The sequence below is a fragment of the Streptomyces sp. Da 82-17 genome, assembly GCF_046098215.1.
In the GTDB taxonomy this organism is placed as follows: domain Bacteria; phylum Actinomycetota; class Actinomycetes; order Streptomycetales; family Streptomycetaceae; genus Streptomyces.
In genome coordinates this window covers 419593-443117 of record NZ_JBJURH010000001.1, presented here as the reverse complement: position 1 = coordinate 443117, position 23525 = coordinate 419593, and the positions used below count along the sequence as shown (strand labels likewise).

General features: G+C 72.7%; 19 protein-coding genes. 16 read left to right on the top strand and 3 right to left on the bottom strand.

Annotated elements, in window-relative coordinates; all coding sequences use genetic code 11:
• Positions 1-75: 75 nt before the first annotated feature.
• The 7 genes from ACIDOF_RS02020 (at position 76) to ACIDOF_RS01990 (ending at position 11913) form a co-directional block, all read left to right on the top strand.
• Entirely contained in the window at positions 76-417 is a 342-nt protein-coding gene (locus tag ACIDOF_RS02020) for an MGMT family protein (RefSeq protein ID WP_409003831.1), read from the top strand.
• A 294-nt stretch (positions 418-711) separates the two neighbouring features.
• Complete coding sequence (locus ACIDOF_RS02015; RefSeq protein WP_409003830.1) at positions 712-4224, top strand: ATP-dependent helicase; 3513 nt, start codon at positions 712-714, stop codon at positions 4222-4224.
• 164 nt (positions 4225-4388) lie between these two features.
• Positions 4389-5087, top strand: coding sequence for a hypothetical protein (locus tag ACIDOF_RS02010; RefSeq protein ID WP_409003829.1), 699 nt, complete (start codon positions 4389-4391; stop codon positions 5085-5087).
• A gap of 84 nt (positions 5088-5171) precedes the next feature.
• Complete coding sequence (locus ACIDOF_RS02005; protein ID WP_409003828.1) at positions 5172-8912, top strand: UvrD-helicase domain-containing protein; 3741 nt, start codon at positions 5172-5174, stop codon at positions 8910-8912.
• A gap of 10 nt (positions 8913-8922) precedes the next feature.
• Complete coding sequence (locus ACIDOF_RS02000; protein ID WP_409003827.1) at positions 8923-10383, top strand: dipeptidase; 1461 nt, start codon at positions 8923-8925, stop codon at positions 10381-10383.
• A 103-nt stretch (positions 10384-10486) separates the two neighbouring features.
• Positions 10487-11428, top strand: a complete 942-nt coding sequence (gene nudC, locus ACIDOF_RS01995; protein ID WP_409003826.1) for an NAD(+) diphosphatase — start codon at positions 10487-10489, stop codon at positions 11426-11428.
• Between the two features lie 26 nt (positions 11429-11454).
• Entirely contained in the window at positions 11455-11913 is a 459-nt protein-coding gene (locus tag ACIDOF_RS01990; RefSeq protein ID WP_409003825.1) for an OsmC family protein, read from the top strand.
• 67 nt (positions 11914-11980) lie between these two features.
• Here the strand turns inward: ACIDOF_RS01990 and ACIDOF_RS01985 are convergent, their stop codons facing one another.
• Positions 11981-12223: a mycoredoxin gene (locus tag ACIDOF_RS01985; RefSeq protein WP_409003824.1), complete on the bottom strand. Its 243-nt coding sequence runs from the start codon at positions 12221-12223 to the stop codon at positions 11981-11983.
• Between the two features lie 90 nt (positions 12224-12313).
• On the opposite strand from ACIDOF_RS01985, the gene ACIDOF_RS01980 reads away from it, so the two are divergent.
• The 5 genes from ACIDOF_RS01980 to ACIDOF_RS01960 all read left to right on the top strand — a co-directional run bounded on the left by ACIDOF_RS01980 (position 12314) and on the right by ACIDOF_RS01960 (position 16296).
• Complete coding sequence (locus ACIDOF_RS01980) at positions 12314-14590, top strand: ATP-dependent DNA helicase UvrD2 (protein WP_409003823.1); 2277 nt, start codon at positions 12314-12316, stop codon at positions 14588-14590.
• A 171-nt stretch (positions 14591-14761) separates the two neighbouring features.
• Positions 14762-15091: a hypothetical protein gene (locus ACIDOF_RS01975; RefSeq protein ID WP_409003822.1), complete on the top strand. Its 330-nt coding sequence runs from the start codon at positions 14762-14764 to the stop codon at positions 15089-15091.
• Between the two features lie 174 nt (positions 15092-15265).
• Positions 15266-15631, top strand: coding sequence for a WhiB family transcriptional regulator (locus tag ACIDOF_RS01970; protein WP_409003821.1), 366 nt, complete (start codon positions 15266-15268; stop codon positions 15629-15631).
• Positions 15628-15954, top strand: coding sequence for a hypothetical protein (locus ACIDOF_RS01965; protein ID WP_409003820.1), 327 nt, complete (start codon positions 15628-15630; stop codon positions 15952-15954). Before ACIDOF_RS01970 ends, ACIDOF_RS01965 begins: the two co-directional genes overlap by 4 nt.
• 138 nt (positions 15955-16092) lie before the next feature.
• Positions 16093-16296: a hypothetical protein gene (locus tag ACIDOF_RS01960; protein WP_409003819.1), complete on the top strand. Its 204-nt coding sequence runs from the start codon at positions 16093-16095 to the stop codon at positions 16294-16296.
• Between the two features lie 7 nt (positions 16297-16303).
• Here ACIDOF_RS01960 and ACIDOF_RS01955 read toward each other — a convergent pair whose 3' ends face one another.
• Together ACIDOF_RS01955 and ACIDOF_RS01950 are read right to left on the bottom strand one after the other, a co-directional pair.
• Positions 16304-17728, bottom strand: coding sequence for an ABC1 kinase family protein (locus tag ACIDOF_RS01955; RefSeq protein WP_409003818.1), 1425 nt, complete (start codon positions 17726-17728; stop codon positions 16304-16306).
• Between the two features lie 41 nt (positions 17729-17769).
• On the bottom strand, positions 17770-19029 hold the full coding sequence (locus tag ACIDOF_RS01950; RefSeq protein ID WP_409003817.1) for a TOMM precursor leader peptide-binding protein: 1260 nt from the start codon (positions 19027-19029) through the stop codon (positions 17770-17772).
• A 351-nt stretch (positions 19030-19380) separates the two neighbouring features.
• Here ACIDOF_RS01950 and ACIDOF_RS01945 point away from each other — a divergent pair, with 351 nt between their 5' ends.
• The 4 genes from ACIDOF_RS01945 to ACIDOF_RS01930 all read left to right on the top strand — a co-directional run bounded on the left by ACIDOF_RS01945 (position 19381) and on the right by ACIDOF_RS01930 (position 23465).
• The gene (locus tag ACIDOF_RS01945) at positions 19381-19995 is read left to right on the top strand and encodes a M48 family metallopeptidase (RefSeq protein WP_409003816.1); all 615 of its coding nucleotides are present in this window, start codon (positions 19381-19383) and stop codon (positions 19993-19995) included.
• A 257-nt stretch (positions 19996-20252) separates the two neighbouring features.
• Positions 20253-21998, top strand: coding sequence for a TerD family protein (locus ACIDOF_RS01940; protein ID WP_409003815.1), 1746 nt, complete (start codon positions 20253-20255; stop codon positions 21996-21998).
• 14 nt (positions 21999-22012) lie between these two features.
• A complete protein-coding gene (locus tag ACIDOF_RS01935; protein WP_409003814.1) occupies positions 22013-22693 on the top strand; it encodes an AIM24 family protein in 681 nt (226 codons plus the stop codon).
• A gap of 16 nt (positions 22694-22709) precedes the next feature.
• A complete protein-coding gene (locus tag ACIDOF_RS01930) occupies positions 22710-23465 on the top strand; it encodes an AIM24 family protein (protein WP_409003813.1) in 756 nt (251 codons plus the stop codon).
• The last annotated feature ends 60 nt before the right edge of the window (positions 23466-23525 follow it).

Below are 23525 nucleotides of genomic sequence, written 5' to 3'. Positions count from 1 at the left end.
TCCTTCGACCCCACACCCGGGGTTCACAGAACCATGGTCCCGCTCCCGCCCGGATTGTCGGTGGGGTGCGGCAAGATGGGCCGGATGAGCGAGGAGAGCCTGCCGGAACTTCCGGACTACGCGGAGCGGGTGCTCCAGGTCGCGGAGCGCATCCCGCCCGGCCGCGTCATGACGTACGGCGACATCGCGGAGTGGCTCGGCGAGGGCGGCCCGCGCCAGGTCGGCCGCGTCATGGCGCTGTACGGCGGGGCGGTGCCCTGGTGGCGTGTGGTGCGCGCCGACGGCCACCTGCTGCCGGGCAGCGAGCGCCGCGCCCTGGAGCGGTACCGCATGGAGGCCACACCGCTGCGCACCTCCGGCGCGGGCGACCAGCGCCTGGACATGCGGCGGGCCCGCTGGGACGGCAGGGACGACTGAGTCCGCAGTCCGCGCGTGCGGGCGCGGTCTCGCTGCGGGAACGGCCGTGCGCGGTCTCACAGGGGACAGCTTCCGGCATGCGCGCCCGCGGCGGTCGCCCGGTGGACCGTACGGGCGACGCGTACGAAGACGACGGAACGGCGCGTTCCGGCCGGCGACTGGCGTAGCGTCGAGCGCGGCGGTCGCCCGGCCGGCGCCGTCGCCGCCCGCGCGGCGCACGGCGGCCGCACCACGACCACCGGGGCCTGCGGGCCCCTTCTCCACCCAGCACACCCACCAGGACCGGCGATCCACGTGAGCTCCTCTACTTCCGACCGGCGCGCTCCCGACGCATCCGTGCGTCAGGGGGGCACCCGTGCGTACCGGCTGGTGCGTACGCCGCCGGCGCGGATGGATCCCCCTCGTCTTGACGCACCGCAGCGCGCGGTGGTTGAGCACGCGGGCGGACCGCTGCTCGTGCTCGCCGGTCCGGGCACCGGCAAATCCACCACCCTTGTAGAGGCGGTCGCGGCCCGGATCGCCAAGGGCACCGATCCGGAGCGGATCCTGGTGCTCACGTTCAGCCGCAAGGCCGCGGTGGAGCTGCGCGACAAGATGGCGCTGCGCATCGACGGCGTCTCCGCCCCGCGCGCCACCACGTTCCACTCGTTCTGCTACGCCCTGGTCCGCGCCCACCAGGACGCCGACCTGTTCGTCGAACCCCTGCGGCTGCTCTCCGGACCCGAGCAGGACGTCGTCGTACGCGAACTCCTCGAAGGCGAGATCGACCTCGAGAACAGCGGCCACGCGCGCGTGCGCTGGCCCGACGAGCTGCGCGCCTGCCTGACGACCCGCGGCTTCGCCGACGAGGTGCGCGCGGTCCTCGCCCGCAGCCGCGAGCTCGGCCTCGGCCCGTCCGCCCTCGGCGACTTCGCCCGCCGCACCGGCCGCCCGGACTGGGGCGCGGCGGCCGCGTTCCTCGCCGAGTACCTGGACGTCCTGGACGCGCAGGGCGTCCTCGACTACGCCGAACTCGTGCACCGCGCGGTGCTGCTGGCCCGCGAGGACGACGTCGCCGACGAACTCGCCGCCCGCTACGACGCGGTGTTCGTGGACGAGTACCAGGACACGGATCCCTCTCAGGTACGACTCCTGCAGGCACTGGCCGGCGGCGGTCGCACCCTGGTCGCGTTCGGCGACCCGGACCAGTCGATCTACGCGTTCCGCGGTGCCGACGTGAACGGCATCCTCGACTTCCCCGACGCCTTCCGCCGGGCCGACGGTCGCCCGGCCCCGGTCGAGGTGCTCACCACGTCCCGCCGCTCCGGCGCCGCGCTCCTGGAGGCCACCCGCCGGATCACGCAGCGGATGCCGCTGCCGCGCCTGCCCGCCGAGCAGGTACGGCGGCACCGCGCGCTGCGCGCCGTCGACGAGGGCGGCCGCGTCGACGTGTTCACGTACCCGACGCCCGGCGCCGAGCTGGAGAACGTCGCGGACATCCTGCGCCGCGCCAACCTGGAGGACGGCGTCGCCTGGTCCGACATGGCGGTCCTCGTCCGCGCGGGCATCCGCATCCCGGCGATCCGCCGCGCCCTGACCTCGGCGGGCGTCCCGGTGGAGGTCGACGGCAACGACCTGGCCCTCCGCGAGGAGCCTGCCGTCGCCCCGCTCCTGGAGGCACTCCGCGCCGCGGCGGAGGGGGCAGTGGCGGAGCCGGCGGTCGCGGAGGCGGCGGGCACAGAGGCGGAAACCGGCACTACAGAGGGGGTGGCCGAAAAAGCCGCCGCAGAGGGGGAGTTGGAACCAGGCACTACAACCGGCACTACAAAGGGAGAGCCCGAAAGCGCCCCCGAGGCCGACGGCCTCACGCCCTCCGAAGCCGACGGCCCCGCCACCCCTGAGGCCGACGGCACGGCAACCCCTGAGGCCGACGGCCTCACCGCACCCTGGCTCAGCACCGAGCGGGCCCTGGCCCTGCTCTCCTCGCCCCTCGGCAGCACAGACGCGGCCGATCTGCGGCGGCTCGGCCGGGCGCTGCGCGACGAGGAGCGGGCCGCCGGAAACCGCGTACCGCCGCCCTCGGACGTGCTGCTCGCCCGCGCCCTCGCCGAGCCGGAGCGGCTGGTCGCGCACGACCCGTCGTACGCCTCCGGGGCGCGGCGGCTCGGCGAGCTGCTGCGGCGCACCCGGCTGCTGCTCGCCGGCGGCGGCACCGCGGAAGAGGCCCTGTGGGAGCTGTGGAACGGCACGCCCTGGCCGAACCGCCTGGAGCGCACCGCCCGCCGCGGCGGCGCCGCGGGCCGCAACGCCGACCGCGATCTCGACGCCGTCTGCGCCCTGTTCGCGACCGCGGCCCGCGCCGAGGAGCGCAGCGGCGGTCGCGGCGCCCTGAACTTCCTCGGCGAGGTCGAGGCGCAGGACATCGCCGCCGACACCCTCGCCCGCCGCGCGGTGCGCCCCGACGCCGTACGCCTGATGACCGCGCACCGCTCCAAGGGGCTGCAGTGGCGGCTCGTGGTCGTCGCCGGCGTGCAGGACGGCCTCTGGCCCGACCTGCGCCGCCGCGGCTCGCTCCTGGAGGCGGACCGCATCGGCCGCGACGGACTGGCCGAACCCCTCACCCCCGGCGCCCTGTTGGCGGAGGAGCGGCGCCTGTACTACGTCGCCGCCACGCGCGCGTGCGAGCGGCTCGTCGTGACGGCGGTGAAGTCCGCGGCGGACGACGGCGAGCAGCCCTCCCGATTCCTGACCGAGCTCGGCGTCGAGCCCCGGGACGTCACCGGCCGCCCGCGCCGCCCGCTGTCCGTCGCGGCACTCGTCGCCGAGCTGCGCGCCACCACCGTCGACCCGCGCGTCTCGGACACCCTGCGAGAGGCCGCGGCCGAGCGCCTGGCCCGCCTCGCCGCGCTGCGCGACGAGGACGGCAGGCCGCTCGTGCCGACCGCGCACCCGTACCGCTGGTGGGGCATGTACGAGCCCACGCACAGCGCCGTGCCGCTGCGCGACCGGGACCAGCCCGTCACCCTCTCCGGCAGCGCCCTCGACCAGCTCGCCAACACCTGTTCCCTGCAGTGGTTCCTGGGCCGCGAGGTGAAGGCCGACGCCCCCGCGACCGCGGCCCAGGGCTTCGGCAACGTCGTGCACGTCCTGGCCGACGAGGTCGCCTCCGGGCGTACACCCGCCGACCTGTCGGTGCTGATGGAGCGGCTCGACTCGGTGTGGGACGCGCTCGCCTTCGACGCCCCCTGGAAGTCGGCGCAGGAGAAGGAGCACGCGCGCGTGGCGCTGGAACGCTTCCTGCGCTGGCACGTCGACAGCAACGGCACCCGACCGGGTCGTACGCCGGTCGCCACTGAGCACGATTTCGACGTGACGTTGGAAGCGGGCTCCTACGAGGTGCGGATCCGCGGCTCCATGGACCGCGTGGAGTCGGACGCCGACGGGCGCGCCTACGTGGTCGATTTCAAGACAGGGAAACAGGCTCCTACAGCGGCCGAGGTGGACCGCCACCCGCAACTCGCGGTCTACCAGCTGGCGGTGCGCGAAGGCGCCGTCGACGACGTCTTCGACGGGCGCAGGCCCGAGCCGGGCGGAGCGGAGCTGGTGCAGCTGCGCCAGCCCGCGCCCAAGAAGGAGGGCGGCGACGCGCTCCCCAAGGTGCAGACCCAGGACGGCCTGACCGGTCAGTGGGTCGGCGACCTGCTGGCCACCGCCGCGGGCAAGGTCCTCGACGAGCGGTTCTCGCCGACCACGGGACAGCACTGCGCGCACTGCTCGTTCCGGGCGTCCTGCAGCGCTCGGGCCGAGGGGCGGCACGTGGTGGAGTGACGGTTTTCGTGTGACGTGCGGCGGTTTTCGTGACCCCTGCGGCGGAACGCGGAGGTTGCCGAGAGTGATCCATCACACCCCTGGAGTGACCGGTTCCGCCTCATCACCGTCGTAAAGTCCCCGTAAGCACCACGCGACATCGGTACCCAGGAGGGGACATACACATGGCAGCCAATCGGAAGGTCCTGGCGACGGCAGTGGCCTGCGCGGCCGCACTCGTCAGCGTCACCGGCTGCTTCGGCGACAAGGACCCCTTCGAGGGCATGAGCGCCGACAAGATCGCCGACAAGGCGTCCAAGGCGACGAGCGGCGTCGACTCGGTGAAGCTCGCCGCCGAGGGCAAGCAGAGCGGCAAGCCCACCTCGATCAGCTTCGAGATCGCCAAGGGCGGCTCCTGCAACGGCGAGATGAAGTCCGCCGACATGGGCAAGGTCGACATCCGCGTCGTCGACAAGACCAGCTACATGAAGGGCGACACCGCCTACTGGAAGGGCACCCTCGGCGACGAGGCCACCGCCAAGAAGGTCGGCGACCGCTGGGTCAAGGTGCCCTCCGGCCAGAGCGACGACATGTGCGACCTGAAGTCCCTCTTCAAGGAGGGCGACCTCGACGGCGTCAAGCGCGGCGAGGACTCCGAGGTCGACGGCAAGAAGGCCGTCACCCTCACCAAGAAGAAGTCCGGCGGCGAGACCGTCACCTTCTACGTGGCTGCCGAGGGCGAGCCGTACTTCCTGCGCGCCGTCACCAAGGGCGGTGACGAGCCCAACACCATGAACTTCACCGACTACAACGCGAAGTTCACGGTCGAGGCCCCGCCGGCCTCCGAGATCGCCGACATGCAGGACCTCGTCGCGGGCTCCTGACCCCGCCCCGTCCGCGCACGCCGACGGCGGCCGCCGGCTCCCGGGATGCCCGGGTTGTCAGTGGCCGCCGTTAGCCTCTCTGGAGTGTCCTCGCGAATCACCGATCCCGAGCAGCTCAAGGAGCTCCTCGGCATCCCGTTCACCCCGGAGCAGACGGCCTGCATCGTTGCGCCGCCCGCCCCGCAGGTGATCGTGGCCGGAGCCGGCTCCGGCAAGACGACGGTGATGGCGGCCCGCGTGGTCTGGCTGGTCGGCACCGGCCAGGTCGCCCCCGAGCAGGTCCTCGGCCTCACGTTCACGAACAAAGCGGCGGGCGAACTCGCCGAGCGCGTGCGCACCGCGCTGATCAAGGCCGGAGTGACCGACCCGGACACCCTCGACCCCGACAACCCGCCGGGCGAGCCGGTGATCTCCACGTACCACGCGTTCGCCGGGCGGCTGCTCACCGACCACGGCCTGCGCATCGGCCTCGAACCCAGCGTCCGGCTGCTCGCCGACGCCACCCGCTTCCAGCTCGCCGCGCGCGTGCTGCGCGAAGCCCCCGGCCCCTATCCGGCGCTCACCCGGTCCTTCCCCGACCTCGTCAGCGACCTCCTCGCCCTCGACGCCGAGCTCGCGGAGCACCTCGTACGACCGTCCCGGCTGCGCGCGTACGACGCCGAGCTGCTGCAGGCGCTCGACGGCGTGAAGCTGTCCAACGCGGACCTGCGCAAGGTGCCCGAGACCGCGGCCGCCCGGCAGGAGCTCACCGAACTCGTCGAGCGGTACCGCGCGGCGAAGCGCTCCGGCGACCTGCTGGACTTCGGCGACCAGATCGCGCTGTCGGCCACCCTCGCGGACACCCGCCCCGAGGTCGGCCGCATCCTGCGCGACGAGTTCCGCGTCGTCATGCTCGACGAGTACCAGGACACGTCCGTGGCCCAACGCATCCTGCTCTCCGGCCTGTTCGGCGCCGGCACGGGGCACGCGGTGACCGCCGTCGGCGACCCCTGCCAGGCGATCTACGGCTGGCGCGGCGCCTCCGTCGCCAACCTCGACGACTTCCCCGAGCACTTCGCGCACGCCGACGGCCGCCCCGCCACCCGCTTCGCGCTCAGCGAGAACCGCCGCAGCGGCGGCCGCCTCCTCGACCTCGCCAACGGCATGGCCGCCCCGCTGCGCGCCCTGCACGCGGGCGTGGAGGCGCTCCGGCCCGCGCCCGGCGCCGAGCGGGACGGTGTGGTGCGCTGCGCGCTCCTGCGGACGCACGCCGAGGAGATCGAGTGGCTCGCCGACTCGATCCGGCACCTGGTCGACACCGGCAAGGAGCCCGGCGAGATCGCGGTCCTGTGCCGTACGGCGAACGACTTCGCGCAGATCCAGGGCGCGCTCGTCGCGCGCGACGTACCCGTGGAGGTCGTCGGCCTCTCCGGGCTGCTGCACCTCCCCGAGGTCGCCGACCTCGTCGCCGTCTGCGAAGTGCTGCAGGACCCCGGGGCCAACGCCGCGCTCGTGCGCCTGCTCACCGGGCCCCGCTGGCGCATCGGCCCGCGCGACCTGGCGCTGCTCGGCCGCAGGGCACGACTCCTCGTGCAGCACGCACGCGTGGAGGACGATTCCGCCGATCCCGACCGGCGCCTCGCGGAAGCCGTCGAAGGCGTCGACCCGGCCGAGGTCATCTCCCTCGCCGACGCCCTCGACACCTTCCTGGAGACGGACGGTCCGCAGGACCGGCTGCCGTTCTCCGCCGACGCGCGCGTGCGGTTCGCCCGCCTCGCCGCCGAGCTGCGCGACCTGCGCCGCTCCCTCGCCGACCCGCTCATGGACGTACTGCACCGCGTCCTCGCCACCACCGGGCTCGACGTCGAGCTGTCCGCGTCCCCGCACGCCCTCGCCGCCCGCCGCCGCGAGACCCTCGCCAACTTCCTCGACGTGGCGGCCTCCTTCGCGGCCAACGACCCGTCCGCGTCGCTGCTCGCCTTCCTCGGCTTCCTGCGCACGGCCGAGCAGTACGAGAAGGGCCTCGACAACGCACTCCCCGGCGGCGAGAACACCGTCAAGGTGCTCACCGCGCACAAGTCGAAGGGCCTGGAGTGGGACGTCGTCGCGGTGCCCGGCCTCGTCACCGGAACGTTCCCGTCCACCCAGGGCCGCGAGAAGTGGACGGCCCGCTCCAAGGTGCTGCCGCACGAACTGCGCGGTGACGCGGCGACGCTGCCCGAGATCGCCGCCTGGGACAGCAAGGGCCTGAAGGCGTTCCACGAGGAGATGAAGGAGCACCAGCGCACCGAGGAACTCCGCCTCGGGTACGTGACGTTCACCCGCCCCCGCTCCCTCCTGCTCGGCTCCGGCCACTGGTGGGGCCCCGCCCAGAAGCGCCCCCGCGGCCCCTCCGACTTCCTGCTCGCCCTGCACGACCACTGCGCCGCCGGGTACGGGGAGATCGAGGCCTGGGCGGACGAGCCCGAGCCGGACGAGGAGAACCCGGCGCTGCGCGAGGAGAGCGCCGACGTCGCCTGGCCGCTGCCCCTCGACGCCGCCGCGACGGCCCGCCGCCGCGCCGCCGCCGAGACCGTCATGGCCCGCCTGGAGGCCCTCACGGCGCCCGACCGGACCGACCCCGCCGAGGACGAGGCCTACGACCCGGACTGGCCCCCGCCGCCGGAGGACGAGGACCCTTACGGCGACGGCTTCGACGACGTCTCTCAGACCGCCCTCCACGAGAACGCCGCGGACGGCCCGTACGACGCCGGGCGGCCCGATCCGTACGACGAACTCCCTCCGGAAGAGGGCGACTTCGGCGTACCGGAGGACGACCCGGCCGCCTGGGACACCTGGACGCGCACGCGCCCGGGGATCCCCCACCAGCAACCGGAACCCGCCTGGGAGGACGTCCCGGACCGCAGGACCGCCGCGGCCCGGGAGCCTGCCGGGCACAGCGCCCCGCACGCACGCCCCGGCCCGCAGCGCCGCGCGCCCGAGCCCCGGCTGACGCCCGAGGAGCAGCGCACCGTCGCCTCCTGGGACAAGGACCTGGAGTCCTTGACGGCGGAGCTGCAACGCGCGCGTGCGGCCGTGCGGGACGTGCCCGTGCCGCTCTCGCTCACCGCGTCCGAGGTGATGCGGATGGCCGCCGACCCGGACGCCTTCGCGCAGGAGCTGGCCCGCCCGATGCCCCGCCCGCCGCAGCCCGCGGCCCGCAGGGGCACCCGCTTCCACGCCTGGATCGAGTCCCGCTTCGAGGCCCTCGAACTCCCGATGCTCGGCCCGGACGAACTCCCCGGCGCCGACGCCGAGATCGCCGACGAGCGCGACCTCGAGGCCCTCAAGGAGGCCTTCGAGCACACCCCGTACGCGTACCGCACGCCGTACTGCGTGGAGGCCCCCTTCCAACTGGCCATCGCCGGGCGGGTGATCAGGGGCAGGATCGACGCGGTGTACCGCACGGACGGCTCCGGCCCGGGCGACGGCCCCGCGACCTCGTACGAGATCGTCGACTGGAAGACCGGGCACGGCGGCGCCGCCGACCCGCTGCAGCTGGCCATCTACCGGCTCGCCTGGGCCGAGCAGCACGGCCTGCCGGTGGAGGCGGTCAGGGCCGCGTTCGTCTTCGTCCGCACCGGCAAGACGACGTACCCGGAGCGGCTGCCCGGCCGTGCCGAACTGGAGCGCATCCTCAGCGGACCGGATTTCACCGGTACGGGTGAGCCGAGCACCCCACAGCACGGCGAAAACCAGCACCAGCACGGCGAAAACCAGCACCACGCGCGCGTGACGGACGGCCGAGGGAGGCCCGGCCGAGGTCCGAGGGGGGACGCCGACCGGACCAGGTCGGCGTCCGGCTAGGCTCAAGAGCATGAGCGACACCCCGGACAGCGCCGTCCGCGCGTACATCGACGACCACCGCGCCGCCTTCCTCGACGACCTCGCGGAGTGGCTGCGCATCCCGTCCGTCTCGGCCCAGCCCGAGCACGCCGACGACGTACGCCGCAGTGCGCACTGGCTGGCCGACAAGCTCAAGCAGACCGGCTTCCCGACCACCGAGGTCTGGGAGACCGCCGGCGCCCCCGCGGTCTTCGCCGAGTGGCCGGCCGCCGAGCCGGACGCCCCGACCGTCCTCGTCTACGGCCACCACGACGTCCAGCCCGCCGCCCGCGAGGACGGCTGGCACACCGAGCCCTTCGAGCCCGTCATCGACGGAAACCGGCTGCACGCGCGCGGCGCCGCCGACGACAAGGGCCAGGTCTTCTTCCACACCCTCGGCGTCCGCGCCCACCTCGCCGCCACCGGCCGCAGCACCCCCGCCGTGCACCTGAAGCTGCTCGTCGAGGGCGAGGAGGAGTCCGGTTCGCCGCACTTCCGCGCCCTGGTCGAGGAGCGCGCCGAGCGCCTCGCCGCGGACGCGGTGATCGTCTCCGACACCGGCATGTGGTCCGAGACCACGCCCACGGTGTGCACCGGCATGCGCGGCCTCGTCGAGTGCGAGATCGCCTTCACGGGCCCGGACCAGGACATCCACTCCGGCTCGTTCGGCGGCGCCGTCCCGAACCCGGCGACGGCCGCCGCCCGCCTCGCCGCCGCCCTCCACGACGAGCACGCGCGCGTGGCGATCCCCGGCTTCTACGACGGGATCGTCCCGCTCACCGACCGCGAACGGGAGCTCTTCGCCGAGCTTCCCTTCGACGAGCAGGAGTGGCTCCGTACGGCCAAGTCGCACGCCGCGCACGGCGAGGACGGGTACTCCACGCTGGAGCGGATCTGGGCCCGCCCCACCGCCGAGGTCAACGGCATGGGCGGCGGCTACCAGGGCGCGGGCGGCAAGACGATCATCCCGAACTCGGCGTTCCTGAAGCTCTCCTTCCGGCTGGTCGCGGGACAGCGGCCGGAGCGGGTCGAACAGGCGGTACGCGACTGGGTCGCCCGGCAGGTCCCCGCCGGAATCGGGCACAGCATCACGTTCTCCGGCGCCACGCGCCCGTGCCTGACGCCGCTCGACCACCCCGCCCTGCAGTCCGTGTCCCGCGCCATGGGCCGCGCCTTCGAGCAGAAGATCCGCTTCACGCGCGAGGGCGGATCCGGTCCTGCGGCCGACCTGCAGGACGTGCTCGGGGCGCCCGTGCTGTTCCTCGGCATCTCCGTGCCGTCCGACGGCTGGCACGCCCCCAACGAGAAGGTCGAGCTGGACCTGCTCCTCAAGGGCGTCGAAACCACCGCTTACCTGTGGGGCGATCTCGCCGCCACCTGGCCGGCCGAACGCTCCGACCGCGCCGAGAGCCCCGACAACTCCGACCACCCTGAGGGGTCCGCCCCGAGCTGACCCCGCCGAGCCGACCGCCGCCCCTGCCGCGAGGGCGCCCGCCGTCACCGCCGTAACCGTTCCTGCCGAACAGCCCGTTCCACCGGGGGAGTTGGAAACACCTGTGACCACCTGGACCGACCGCACCGCTGACCGGCCCCTGTCGCTGACCGCGCCCAGCGGCATCGACCGTGCCGCCCACCACCGCCTCGACGAGGCGTGGCTGGCCGCCGCCTGGAGCCACCCGACGACCCGCGTCTTCGTCGTCTCCGGTGGCCAGGTCCTGATCGACGACACCCCCGACGGCCGCACCGAGCTCGTGATGACGCCCGCCTTCGAGGCGCCCGTCACGGAGACCCACCGCTACTTCCTCGGCACGGACGACGACGGCGTGAGCTACTTCGCGCTCCAGAAGGACTCCCTGCCCGGCCGCATGGACCAGTCGGCGCGGCCCGCGGGCCTGCGCGAGGCCGGACTGCTCCTGTCGCCGCGCGACGCGGGCCTCATGGTGCACGCCGTGGCGCTGGAGAACTGGCAGCGCCTGCACCGCTTCTGCTCGCGCTGCGGCGAGCGCACCGTCATCGCCGCGGCGGGCCACATCCGCCGCTGCCCGGCCTGCGGCGCCGAGCACTACCCGCGTACCGACCCGGCGGTGATAATGGCCGTCACCGACAAGGACGACCGCATCCTGCTCGGCCGCCAGGTGCACTGGCCCGAGGGCCGGTTCTCGACCCTCGCGGGCTTCGTCGAGCCGGGGGAGTCCATCGAGCAGTCGGTTCGCCGCGAGGTCTTCGAAGAGGCCGGCGTCACGGTCGGCGACGTCGAGTACGTGGCGAGCCAGCCCTGGCCGTTCCCGTCCAGCCTGATGCTCGGCTTCCTCGCGCGTGCCACGTCCTCCGAGATCAGCGTCGACGGCGAGGAGATCGAGGAGGCCCGCTGGTTCTCCCGCGACGAGCTGGCCGCCGCCTTCGAGTCCGGCGAGGTCCTGCCGCCGTACGGCATCTCCATCGCCGCCCGCCTCATCGAGCTCTGGTACGGCAGGCCGCTGCCCCGGCCCGTACCCTGACCGAGCCGTAGAAAGGGGCGCCGACCATGGCCGACTACCGCATCGAGACCGTCCGCACCGGCTACCGCCAGTGGACCGCGCGCAACGACCGCGGCGCGGAGGTGCGCATCGCCGCCGCCGACGACGAGGCGGGACAGCCTTCGTTCACACCGGTGGAGCTGCTCCTCGCGGCGCTCGGCGGCTGCGGCGGCCTGGTCGTCGACCGCACCGCGCGTGCGGTGGAACACGACGACCTGCGCATCGTCGTGGAATCCGTCTCCACCCCTGAGGACGACGGCCGCGTGGGCAAGGTCCGGGTCAGCTACGAACTGGACCTCCCCGCCGACGCCAACGGCGGCCGCGCCGCGGACGTCTTCGCCCGCGGCGTCCGCCTGACCCATGAGAAGTACTGCACGGTCAGCCGCACCGTCGAGCACGGCGCCCGCGTCGAGGCGATCCTGCCGGACGGCACGGTGGGCTTCGCCGCGGGCGGCGACGAGGACTGAAAACCCCCGCCCTAAAGGGAGCGGGGGTTTTCACGAGGCCGGAGCGCCGGCCGCGAAGTGCCGGGCGTCAGGCGCCGATCTTCTGCTTGACCTGCGCCAGCGACGGGTTGGTCAGCGTCGAGCCGTCCTCGAAAAGCACGGTCGGAACCGTCTGGTTTCCGCCGTTCGCCTTCTCGACGAACGCCGCCGACTCCGGGTCCTGCTCGATGTTGATCTCCTTGTAGGCGATGCCCTCGCGGTCCATCTGGCCCTTGAGCCGACGGCAGTAGCCGCACCAGGTGGTGCTGTACATCGTCACAGTGCCCGGCATGTCTCCAGCGCTCCTCAGTCTCGTCCGATGCTTGGTCGCAACAGACCGAACGTACGTGGACCGGCCACCATTCCCGGATTAGTACGACCGATGCTTCACGGCTGTGGACAACCGGCTCGACCGTCTCCGTGGACCTGGCAGCATGGCGGGGTGACACCAGCAACGCACTCCACTCTCTTCACGCCGGAGCCGGGCGGCAGCCAGTACGCCCCCGTGCCGCCGGACGCTGACGCCGTGCTCGAAGGGCTCGACCCCGAGCAGCGCGCCGTCGCGACCGCGCTGCACGGCCCGGTGTGCGTGCTGGCCGGCGCAGGCACGGGCAAGACCCGGGCGATCACCCACCGGATCGCGTACGGCGTCCGCGCCGGCATCCTCCGGGCCGACAGCGTGCTCGCCGTCACCTTCACCAACCGCGCCGCGGGCGAGATGCGCGGCCGTCTCCGCCAGCTCGGCGTCAGCGGCGTCCAGGCGCGAACGTTCCACTCGGCCGCCCTGCGACAGCTGCAGTATTTCTGGCCGAAAGCTGTCGGTGGCCAACTGCCCCGCCTGGTGGAGCGCAAGGTCTCCCTGGTCGCCGACGCCGCGGCCCGCTGTCGCATCCGCCTCGACCGCAACGAACTGCGGGACGTCACCGGCGAGATCGAGTGGTCCAAGGTCACCCAGACCGTCCCCGGCGACTACGCGGCGGCGGCGATCAAGTCCGGCCGCGAAGTCCCCCGCGACCCGGCCGAGATCTCCCAGGTCTACGCGACGTACGAGGAACTGAAGCGCGACCGCGGCGTCATCGACTTCGAGGACGTGTTGCTCCTCACAGTCGCCGTCCTCCAGGACCGGTACGACATCGCGGAGCAGGTCCGCGCCCAGTACCAGCACTTCGTGGTCGACGAGTACCAGGACGTCAGTCCGCTCCAGCAGCGGCTTCTGGAGCTGTGGCTCGGTGAGCGGGACAGCCTGTGCGTGGTCGGCGACGCCAGCCAGACCATCTACTCCTTCACCGGCGCCACCCCCGACCACCTCCTGGACTTCCGCATCCGCCACCCCCAGGCCACCCTCGTCAAGCTGGTCCGGGACTACCGCTCGACGCCCCAGGTCGTCCACCTCGCCAACAGCGTCCTCGCCCAGGCCCACGGCCGCGCCGCCGAGCACCGCCTGGAGCTGGTCTCCCAACGCGAGGCGGGCCCCGAGCCGAGCTACACGGAGTACGGCGACGAGCCGTCGGAGGCCGAAGGCACCGCCCGCCGCATCCGCAAGCTCCTCGACTCCGGCCTCCCGGCCAGCGAGATCGCCGTCCTCTTCCGCACGAACGGCCAGTCCGAGCTCTACGAACAGGCCCTCGCGGACGCCGGCATCCCGTACCAACTCCGCGGCGCCGAGCGGTTCTTCGAGCGCACCGAAGTGCAGCAGGCGCGGCACGCCCTGCGCGGAGCGGCCCGCTTCGGCGCCAACGACGCCCTGCTCGACGACGCGGTGGACGTGCCGTCCCAGGTCCGCGCCGTCCTGTCGACCAAGGGCTGGACAGGCCAGCCCCCGGCCGGTTCCGGCGCCGTGCGGGACCGCTGGGAGTCGCTGGCCGCGCTGGTGCGGCTCGCGGAGGACTTCGCCCGCGCCCGGCCGCAGGCGACGCTCGCCGACCTCGTCGCGGAGCTGGACGAGCGGGCCGCCGCGCAACACGCCCCCACGGTCGAGGGCGTCACGCTGGCCTCGCTGCACGCCGCGAAGGGCCTGGAGTGGGACGCGGTGTTCCTCGTCGGCCTCACCGAAGGCATGCTCCCCATCGCCTACGCGAAGACGGACGAGCAGGTCGAGGAGGAGCGCCGCCTGCTGTACGTCGGCATCACCCGCGCCCGTGCCCACCTCGCCCTGTCGTGGGCGCTGGCCCGCTCGCCCGGCGGCCGCGCCTCCCGTCGGCCGAGCCGCTTCCTCAACGGGCTGCGCACGGGTTCGGCCACTGCCGCGGCACCGCGTGCGTCGTCGGTCGCGGCCGGCGCGGAGCGCGGTCCGGCCCGCCCCCGCAAGCCGCGGGGCCCGGTCCTCTGCCGCGTCTGCGGGCGCACGCTCAGCACGGCCGGCGAGATGAAACTGATGCGCTGCGAGGACTGCCCGTCGGACATGGACGAGGGGGTGTACGACCGGCTGCACGCGTGGCGCGCCCACGAGGCGGCCGAGCTCGGCCAGCCCGCGTTCTGCGTCTTCACCGACAAGACCTTGATCGCCATCGCCGAGCAGGTCCCCGAGTCCGAGGCCGAGCTGTCCCGCATCCCCGGCGTCGGAGCCCGCAAACTGAGCCGCTTCGGAGCCGACGTCCTGGCCATTTGCGCAGGTGAGGAGCGCCCCGTCGGGCTTGGAGAAGCAGACGACAGCGACTGATACAAACTCGTCGAAAAAATAGTTTGCGTACGCCGCAGCAATCCCCATAGGTTCTTAACCACGGAAACAGCGGCTTCTCCGAAGCCCTGGCTCCGTGCTGTACTTAAAACCTTGTACGCCAGTGGACCCGGTTCGCGCCGGTCCCCGAGACGCCGAGAGGAGGCGATTCCAGTGATCAGCATCAACACCAGCATCAGCAGCACCGTCGTCAAAATGACCGATCGCTCGGTCGTCGCCACCTGCCCGCTCGGTCTCTCGCACCAGGGCACCGGTCTGCCCGGCGGCATCCCCGCCATGCGTCCGGCCTCCCTGTCCCACGCGTTCCTTTCCGTGAACGAGCGCAATGAGCGACCGACCAAGGCACCGGAAGCAGCAGTAGCAGCGGCACAGGCGCAGGCCTATGCCTTTGCGGCAGCCGGTGCCGGACTCCGGAAGCAGACGACGACGCAGCAGCACATGTGGGCCTTCCGCGGGCTCGAACCCTGGAGTGATCCAGCCTGATCGACGATCAGGCCGGCGCCTTCAGGGCCGCGGAACCCCACCCGGGATCCGCGGCCCTTCTGTTTTCTCCGAACGGGGAGAGCGGGGCGAAGGGGCCGACGGACTTGCAGCACCTGGTACCAAGCCGCCACCCGGCCGACCGGCCGGAACGACCAGACGAGGAAGACACCGACCGTGCAGACCGAAACGCACGCCCCGTCCGTACCGCCTTCAGAGACGCTCCCCCCGCCCGGCCTTCAGGAGAACACCTTGACTCCGCTCACTGCGCTCACCGCGCTCGACGACGCCATCGAGAACCTCGGCGTACCCGTCCCCTGCCGTAGCTACGACCCGGAGGTCTTCTTCGCCGAGTCGCCGGCCGACGTCGAGTACGCCAAGTCGCTCTGCCGCACCTGCCCGCTGATGGAGGCCTGCCTCGCCGGCGCCAAGGAGCGGCGTGAGCCGTGGGGCGTCTGGGGCGGCGAGCTGTTCGTCCAGGGTGTGGTCGTTGCCCGCAAGCGGCCGCGTGGTCGCCCGCGCAAGAACCCGGTCGTCGCATGAACGCCTCCGGAACGATCGACCGCCCCCTGACGCACGACCCCATGAAGCAGGCCCCGATGAAGCCCTTCGCCGGAGAGCCCCTCGGCTCCGCGATCCCAGAGACCACCACGGAATCCGGCGCGATCTCCTCGCGCCAGAACAGGACCCGCGAAATGCAACTCCAACCCGAAGCCCTGGCACGTGCGCATATGCATGAGCGCATGCGCGAGGCCGACGCCGACCGCCAGGCGGTGCGCCTGATCGCCGCGCGCCGGATGCAGCGCCGTGCGGAGCGCGCCTCGCTGCGCGCCCGCCGCGCGCTGGCCATGGCCGTGATGCACTGACGTGCGTTGGCGACCACCGATCGCCTACCGCCGACCGGCCGGGTGATCGCCGACTCCCTGCGGGGGTCGCTCCGAACGGAGCGGCCCCCGCGGTGCGTTGTGCTCCACGCGTTCCGGGCGCGGCGGTACTGTCGCGACGTGGACAGCAGAGCGGATCACTCAACCGAGGAGCCCGGGGACGAGAGCGTGGTGTGCTCCCGCTGCGGCGCCGTGGCAGAAGGAGTGCAGCGCATCACCTGGACCTTCTCGGTGGAGGACGGCGTCCGCCGCTACTTCTGCGACGACTGCGCCCGCGCCAACATCAGGTCCATCGAGGGACGCCTGGACTCCTCCTGGTGGTGAGCACCGCTCAGGCCTGAGCGGCCGCCGCCCCGTCCTGCTCGTCCTCCCGGACCTGGTCGTCCTCCTGGACCGACTCGTCCGGCTCGCTCGGTTCGTCCTCCGCTACGAAACCGGGCAGCCAGGCCTCCAGTTCGTCCCGCAGCCGCACCGTCGCCCCCAGCTGACACAGCACGCCGATGGTGCTGAGCGTCACCCGATGTATCAGCAGATACGAGGGCGGCAGGTTCAGCTGCTTGCCCAACTGGTGGGCGGGAGAACGGGGATCGGCTATCCGCGCCGCCTGACTGCGGATCCAGTCACGGGTGAACGTGAACGCCTCGGCCTCGGCGGGCTCGATGATCGGCAGCAGGTACTCGAGCACCGCGTCCGGGTCGAGTTCGATGTTCTCCTTGACGAAGCCTTCGTCGCGGAGCATCTCGTAGACCGCCTCGGCCTCGCCCTCCAGCGTCATCCGGAGTGCGTGGCCGATGGTCGGGGGCAGCCCGCCGGGCAGTCGGTCGACCGTGCCGAAGTCGAGCACGCCGAGCTTCCAGTCACCGTCCTCGTCGCCCTCGTCCGCGGGCAGTAGCCGGAAGTTGCCGGGGTGCGGGTCGGCGTGCAGCAGACCGGTGCGGGCGGGGCCGGAGAAGAGGAAACGGGCGAGGAGTTGGCCCGCCCGGTTCCGCTGTTCCTCGGTGCCGTCGGCGATCACCTCGGACAGCGGGATGCCGTCGATCCACTCGGTCACCAGGACCTGCTCGCTCTGGTGCAGGACGTCCGGCACGAACACATCCGGGTCGTCCGCGAACACCCGGGCATGCTCCCGCTGGGCCTGGGACTCCAGCTCGTAGTCCAGCTCCTCCGAGACCCGGTCGCGCAGCTCCGTGATCAGAGGCTTGATGTCCATCCCCGGGATGAGCGGCCCAAGGAGCCTGGCGAACCTGCTCAGTTGGGTCAGGTCGGACAGCAGCGCCTCGCCCGCCCCCGGGTACTGCACCTTGACCGCGACCTCCCGGCCGTCGTGCCAGACCGCCCGGTGCACCTGGCCGATCGACGCGGCAGCGGCCGGCTTGTCCTCGAACTCCAGGAACTGGTCCCGCCAGTCGTCCCCGAGCCGCTCCTCGAGTACGGAGTGCACCGTGGCCGTCGGCATCGGAGGCGCCGCCTCCTGCAACTTCGTGAGGGCCGCCCGATAGGGCCCGGCGACCTCCTCCGGCAGGGCCGACTCGAAGACGGACAGCGCCTGCCCGAACTTCATGGCGCCGCCCTTCAGTTCGCCGAGCACCTTGAACAGCTGCTCCGCAGTGCGCTGTTGTAGTTCCCGCCCCACGATCTCCGCGGACTTCCCGCCGATCCGTTTGCCGAGCCCCCAGGTGGCCCGGCCCGCGAGCCCGATGGGCAGCGCGGCCAGTTTGGCGGTACGGGTAACCGCCTTCCGGGGAAGATCAGACATACGCCCCTCCAAGACCCAGACAGCCGCGCCTCATCCGGCGCTCACAGGGCCATTGTCTCGTGCGGTTCGACTTCCTTGGAGGTGTCCTCCCTCTCATCCGCCGGCTCCTCCCACACGTCGAGCGGATTCCCGCGCCGGGCGGCTCCGCAAGGGCAGTCGGGGTGCGGTTCCACGGGCTCCGGCCGCCAGTCGAGTTCCGGGAGCGGGACCTCCCAGCGGGCGCCCGCACTGGCGGGGAGCCCGCCGTCGAGGAACGCCAGCGCGTGGGCCGCCGCCAGCCCCGCGACCGTCCCCGCCAGCCCCAGGTCGCAGGCCTGCACCGGGCGGGAACGGCCCGACCGCCACTGGGCCAGCATCCGCGGCCACGCCATGTCCCGCTCCGCGCGCCCCAGGTCGAGGCACCCGGCGCAGGCCGAGGCCCCCGGCAGCACCAGCGGGCCGACGACACCGGTGCCCTCAAGGACGCCCGCATAGAGATGAGGCGTGCCCGAATCCATGAACGGCGCGACCAGGCGAGGGTCGGGAGCGTACGCGGCGAGCCCGTCCCTCGGCGCCAGGACGACCAGAGAAAGCCCCGGGTCCTCGTACGGCACCTGGGTCGACCCGGCCCGCCCGTCCAGCCCCGCCTTGCGGCCCAACTCCGTATCGCATCCCGGAAGTTCGGAGCGGGATGCCGAGCGGAACGGGCGAGGGCGGCGGGGTGGGCGCTCGGGTGCGCAGCGGCGTACCAGGCGTCGTGCGGAATCGTCCCGGCGCTCCCCGACCGCCTCGGCGGGAAGGCCTCCGGGCGCCACGTCGGCCGGCTCGACCCTGCCGCCGTCCAGGACGTCGACCCGCCCGACGCCCGCCCCCGACAGGACGGCCGCGATCGTGGCGCCGACCCGGCCGGCCCCGCGCACCTGCACGCGCACGCCGCGCCTCGCCGTCAACTTCCGTATGCCGCCCGTCGGTTCGCGGTCGACCAGGCTGAGCGAGGCCAGGTCCGGCCGCAGCCGGTCGAGGACTTCCGTGTGCTTGCGCAGCGCGGCGGCCGGCTCGCCGCCGCCGGTCGCGTCGTCCAGGAGCCCGGCCTCGGCGAGCCGGGAGAGGAGCTGGTCCACATGGTGGCCCGGCAGGCCCAGGCGCTCTCCCTCCGCGCGCAGCATGGCCGGGCCGCGCGTGCCGTCGACGAGGTCGAGCAGCCCGGCCGTCGCCGGGTCCATCGGGCCGAGCACCACGGCATGCGCGCGCGTCACGCCGAACTGCACCGTCGTCAAGTCCCGCCAGCCGCGCCGCAGTGCGGGCTTCACCCTCGGATGCATGACCGTCCCCCGATCTGGTCTGCCTGAAATGCCCTGAATGTACAGAGATGTTCGGTCGCGTCGGCTGCTCTCCCGTTGCAGCCGACGCGACCGGCACGGGCCGCTCCATCGATACGCACCGATACGCACCGGTCGAGCGGCCCAGCAGGCGCGGCCGGGCGCGGCCGGTGTGAGACCGGTCGCGCTCGTCCCCCGAGCCGCTGCCAGCATGCCCGTCCCGGCGATGCGGCGCCGCGAGTTGTCCACAGGCGTGGGGGATTAGTCGTACAAGTCTTGGTCGGGGTGTGCGGATCGGCCGGGAACCCTGCCGGAGTCGGGACTTCCTCCCGCGCCAGCGGGTAACGTCGGGGCGTGCCCGCCGACGTACCGCAGCGCGCCGAAAGCTCTGAGCGCAGCACGAGAAGCCAGCCGCCACGCGGCTCGGTGGTGAGCGCGGTCGAGGTGCGGCGGAGCGCGAGACGGCGCCGCACGGTCTCCGCGTACCGCGAAGGCGACCGCACGATCGTGCTCATCCCCGCCCGCATGTCCGAGGCCGAGGAACAGCGCTGGGTCGGCGTGATGCTCGACAAGCTCGCCGCGCAGGAGAGCAAGCGGCTCCTCGGCGACACGGAGCTGGCCGAACGCGCCGGGCTCCTCTCCGAGCAGTACTTCCAGGGGCGGGCCCGCCCGAGCTCGGTGAAGTGGGTCACCAACCAGAACACCCGCTGGGGCTCCTGCACCCCCGCCGAGGGCAGCATCCGCCTCTCGCACCGGCTGCAGGGCATGCCCGAGTACGTCGTGGACTACGTGCTGCTGCACGAGCTCGCGCACCTGCTGGTCCCCGGGCACGGGCCGCGCTTCTGGCGACTGCTCGAGGCGTACCCGCGTACGGAGCGGGCCCGCGGCTACCTCGAAGGAGTGGTTGCCGCCGAACGGCTGCCGCACCTGCCGGCCGCGCGCAGCGAACCCGACGCGCGCGAGGACTGACGCGCTCGCCCGCCCGGAACCGCCCGAAACCGCCCACTGAGCCTGCCCGAAATCGCCCACTGCGCGAGCCCGAAACCCGCCCACTGGGCGAACCGGGAACCGCCACCACGCGCTCGCTGTGTAACACGTGTGAGCGGGCTGTGACGCCTCAGGCGGCGATTCTGTACCGGGTCCGTCCCGGCTTGGCTCGATGTCAGCGTTAGCGGTTAGCCTGGCGCGACGCATTCACATTTCGGGATGGGGGACGGTCGTTACGCATGGCCAGGGAATTCCAACGCGGCCACAAGGCCAAGATCAGTGACCTGACCGCGGGCACCGATCTGTACGTAGGCGTGCAGATCAACGCCCCGGGTCTCACGTTCGACATCAGCTGCTTCGGCCTCGACGCCAACGAACAGCTCTCGGACGACCGTTACTTCGTGTTCTTCAACCAGCCGAAGTCGCCGGAGGAGTCCATTCAGCTCCTCGGCGCGCAGGCCGGGGACACGGAGTCCTTCCGCGTCACGCTCGACCGGATCCCGCCGCAGATCCAGAAGCTGTCGTTCACGGCGACCATCGACGGCAACGGCCAGATGTCGCAGATCGCGCCCGGCTACCTCCGGATCGTCGCGGGCGGCGAAGAGGTCGCGCGGTACGCCTTCGACGGCTCGGAGTTCAGCACCGAGCGCGCGGTGATGCTGGGCGACTTCTACCTGAAGGACGTCTGGCGGTTCGCCGCGGTGGGCCAGGGCTTCGACGGCGGCCTCGAGGCGCTGCTCAAGAACTTCGGCGGCGAGGTCGCCGAGGAGGAGCAGCCGGCCGCGGCACCGCAGCCGCAGGGCGGCGCGGCCCCGGGCTTCGCACCGCCCGGCGGCGGCGCTCCGGCTCCGGCCCCGTCGTTCGGCGCGCCCGCCCCGGCAGAGCCCGCCCCCGCTCCCGCGCCGGCGCCCGCCCCGGCCTTCGGCACTCCCGCCCAGGGCACGCCGGCTCCCGAACCGGCTGCCCCGCAGGCGCCCCAGGCACCTCAGGCGCCTCAGGCCCCGCAGCCCGCGCAGGGCTTCGCGCCCCCGCCCCCGCCCGCCCAGCCGAACGTGCACGCGCAGCCGACCATCGCCGCGCCCCTCGCGCCCGCGCCGGGCCAGACCCCGCCCATGCCGCCCGGGTACGGGCCGGGCCAGCCCGCCCCCGCGCCGCAGGCGCCCCAGCAGCCGCAGTTCGGGCAGGCCCCCGGTCAGATGCCGGGCCAGGCCCCGCCGCCCGGTTTCGGCCAGCAGCCGCCCGCCGGTTTCCCCGGCCAGCAGCCGCCCGGCGCCCCCTCCCCGTACGGCCAGCCGCAGGGTGTTCCGCAGGGCGGTGGCCCCGCCGGTGTCGCCGCCGCGCTGCAGAAGTACCGAGAGGCGCCCACCGGTCAGCGCTGGACGCAGCAGAACGAGCAGATGATCCGCGTCGACCTCGGCGCCGAGGGCCAGCCGGTCCTCGCCCGCCAGGGCAGCATGGTGCTGTACCAGGGCAAGGTCGACTTCAGCTACAAGGGCGCCGGTTTCGCCGGCCGCATCGTCGGCAACGCCACCGGCCAGGAGATGCAGCTGATGCGCTGCAGCGGCCGTGGCCAGGTCTTCCTCGCCGAGAACGAGGCGCACCTCCACCCGATCGAGCTCCAGGGCGACGCGATCTGCGTCTCCGCGGAGAACGTTCTGGCGTACGACGAGTCGCTGCAGCACGAGGTCCGGCGCATCGAGGGGCACGGCATCCCCGGCGGGGCCCTGTTCACGATGCAGTTCCAGGGCACCGGCACGGTGGTCGTGAAGACCAAGGGCACCCCCGTGGTGCTGCCGGTCACGCCGACCACGTTCGTGGACGCCAACTCCGTCGTGGCCTGGTCCGCCACCGCGCAGGTGATCATCTCCAGCCAGGTGCGGCTGCGCCGCCAGGCCTTCCCCGGCCACAGCGGGGAGACGGTGAACCTCCAGTTCCGCGGTGCGCCCGGCAGCAACTTCGTCGTCGTCCAGCCCTACGAGATCTAAGGGGAGCGAAGTCAATGAACCAGCAGCTCGCGGGCTTCGCCCCGACCGCCGTCGCGGCCCGGATGGAGAACCACGGCCGCAGCATGGTGAAGATCGCCATGCAATCCGGACAGGACGTCTTCGCGCGCACCGGCTCGATGGTCGCGTACGAGGGCTTCGTGCAGTACCAGCCGAACCCGCCGGCCGTGCGGCAGATCGCCGGGCAGTGGATCACCGGTGAGGGCACGCCGCTGATGCAGGCCAGCGGCGACGGCATGCTCTACCTCGCCGACTACGGCGCGGACGTCGTCGTCATCAACCTCAACGGCGAGGGCCTCTCCGTCAACGGCACCAACCTGCTCGCCTTCGACGCGAGCCTCCAGTGGGGCGTCGAACGCGTCAAGGGCCTCGCCAAGTTCGCCGGCCAGGGCCTGTGGAACGTGAAGCTCGGCGGCCAGGGCTGGGTCGCGCTGACCTCCCGCGGCGCCCCGATCGTCGTCGACTGCGGCAGCGGCGAGGACGAGACGTACGTCGACCCGGACGCCCTCGTCGCCTGGTCCCCGAACCTCAAGGTGAAGGGCAAGCGCAGCTTCAAGGCGTCCTCGATGATCGGCCGGGGCAGCGGCGAGGCCTACCAGATGGCCTTCTCCGGCCAGGGCATCGTCGTCGTACAGCCCAGTGAGGACAGCACCGACCGCCTCCGGATCCGGGGCTAGGGGGAGCGAACACACCATGCAGAGCCCGCTTTTCGCTCACACCGAGCAGCAGACCCAGGAGCGCTACGCGATCCAGAACCCGCAGATGCTGCGGGTCTCCCTGGAGGGCCACGACGATGTCCTCGCCCGCAAGGGCGCGATGGTGGCCTACCAGGGCCTGATGGAGTTCGACGGCGAGTACCAGTCGCAGGGGCAGCGCCGCGCCCGCGCCAACACCGGTGAGGGCCTCGACCTGATGCGCTGCTCCGGGCAGGGCACGGTCTACCTGGCCAACCTCGCGCAGTACATCCACATCGTCGACGTCGACCAGCAGGGCCTGACCGTGGACAGCAGCTATGTCCTCGCGCTCGACTCCCAGCTGCACACCGAAGTCATCGCCGTGGACAGCCAGTTCGGCATCTCCGGCTCCGGCAAGTACCAGCTCAACATCTCCGGCACCGGCAAGGTCGCCCTGATGACGTCGGGCCAGCCGCTGATGCTGCAGGTCACGCCAGAGAAGTACGTCAACGCGGACGCGGACGCGATCGTCGCCTGGTCCAACTCCCTGCGGGTGCAGATGCAGGCGCAGACGCACTCCTCGGGCGTGCGCCGCCGCCGCGGCAACACCGGCGAGGGCTGGGAGCTGAGCTTCATGGGCACCGGCTTCGCGCTCGTCCAGCCCAGCGAGCTGCTCCCGCCGCAGAACGCCGCCATCGGCGGCGGCCTGGCCGCGCAGTACGGCGTGGGTCAGCAGGGCGCCCGCGGCCAGAACCGCGGCAACGCCTGGGAGTGACGCACAACAGGGCTGGAAAACCCGCCCTGTTGAGAGCAGCTGTAAGGGGCGGTCACCATG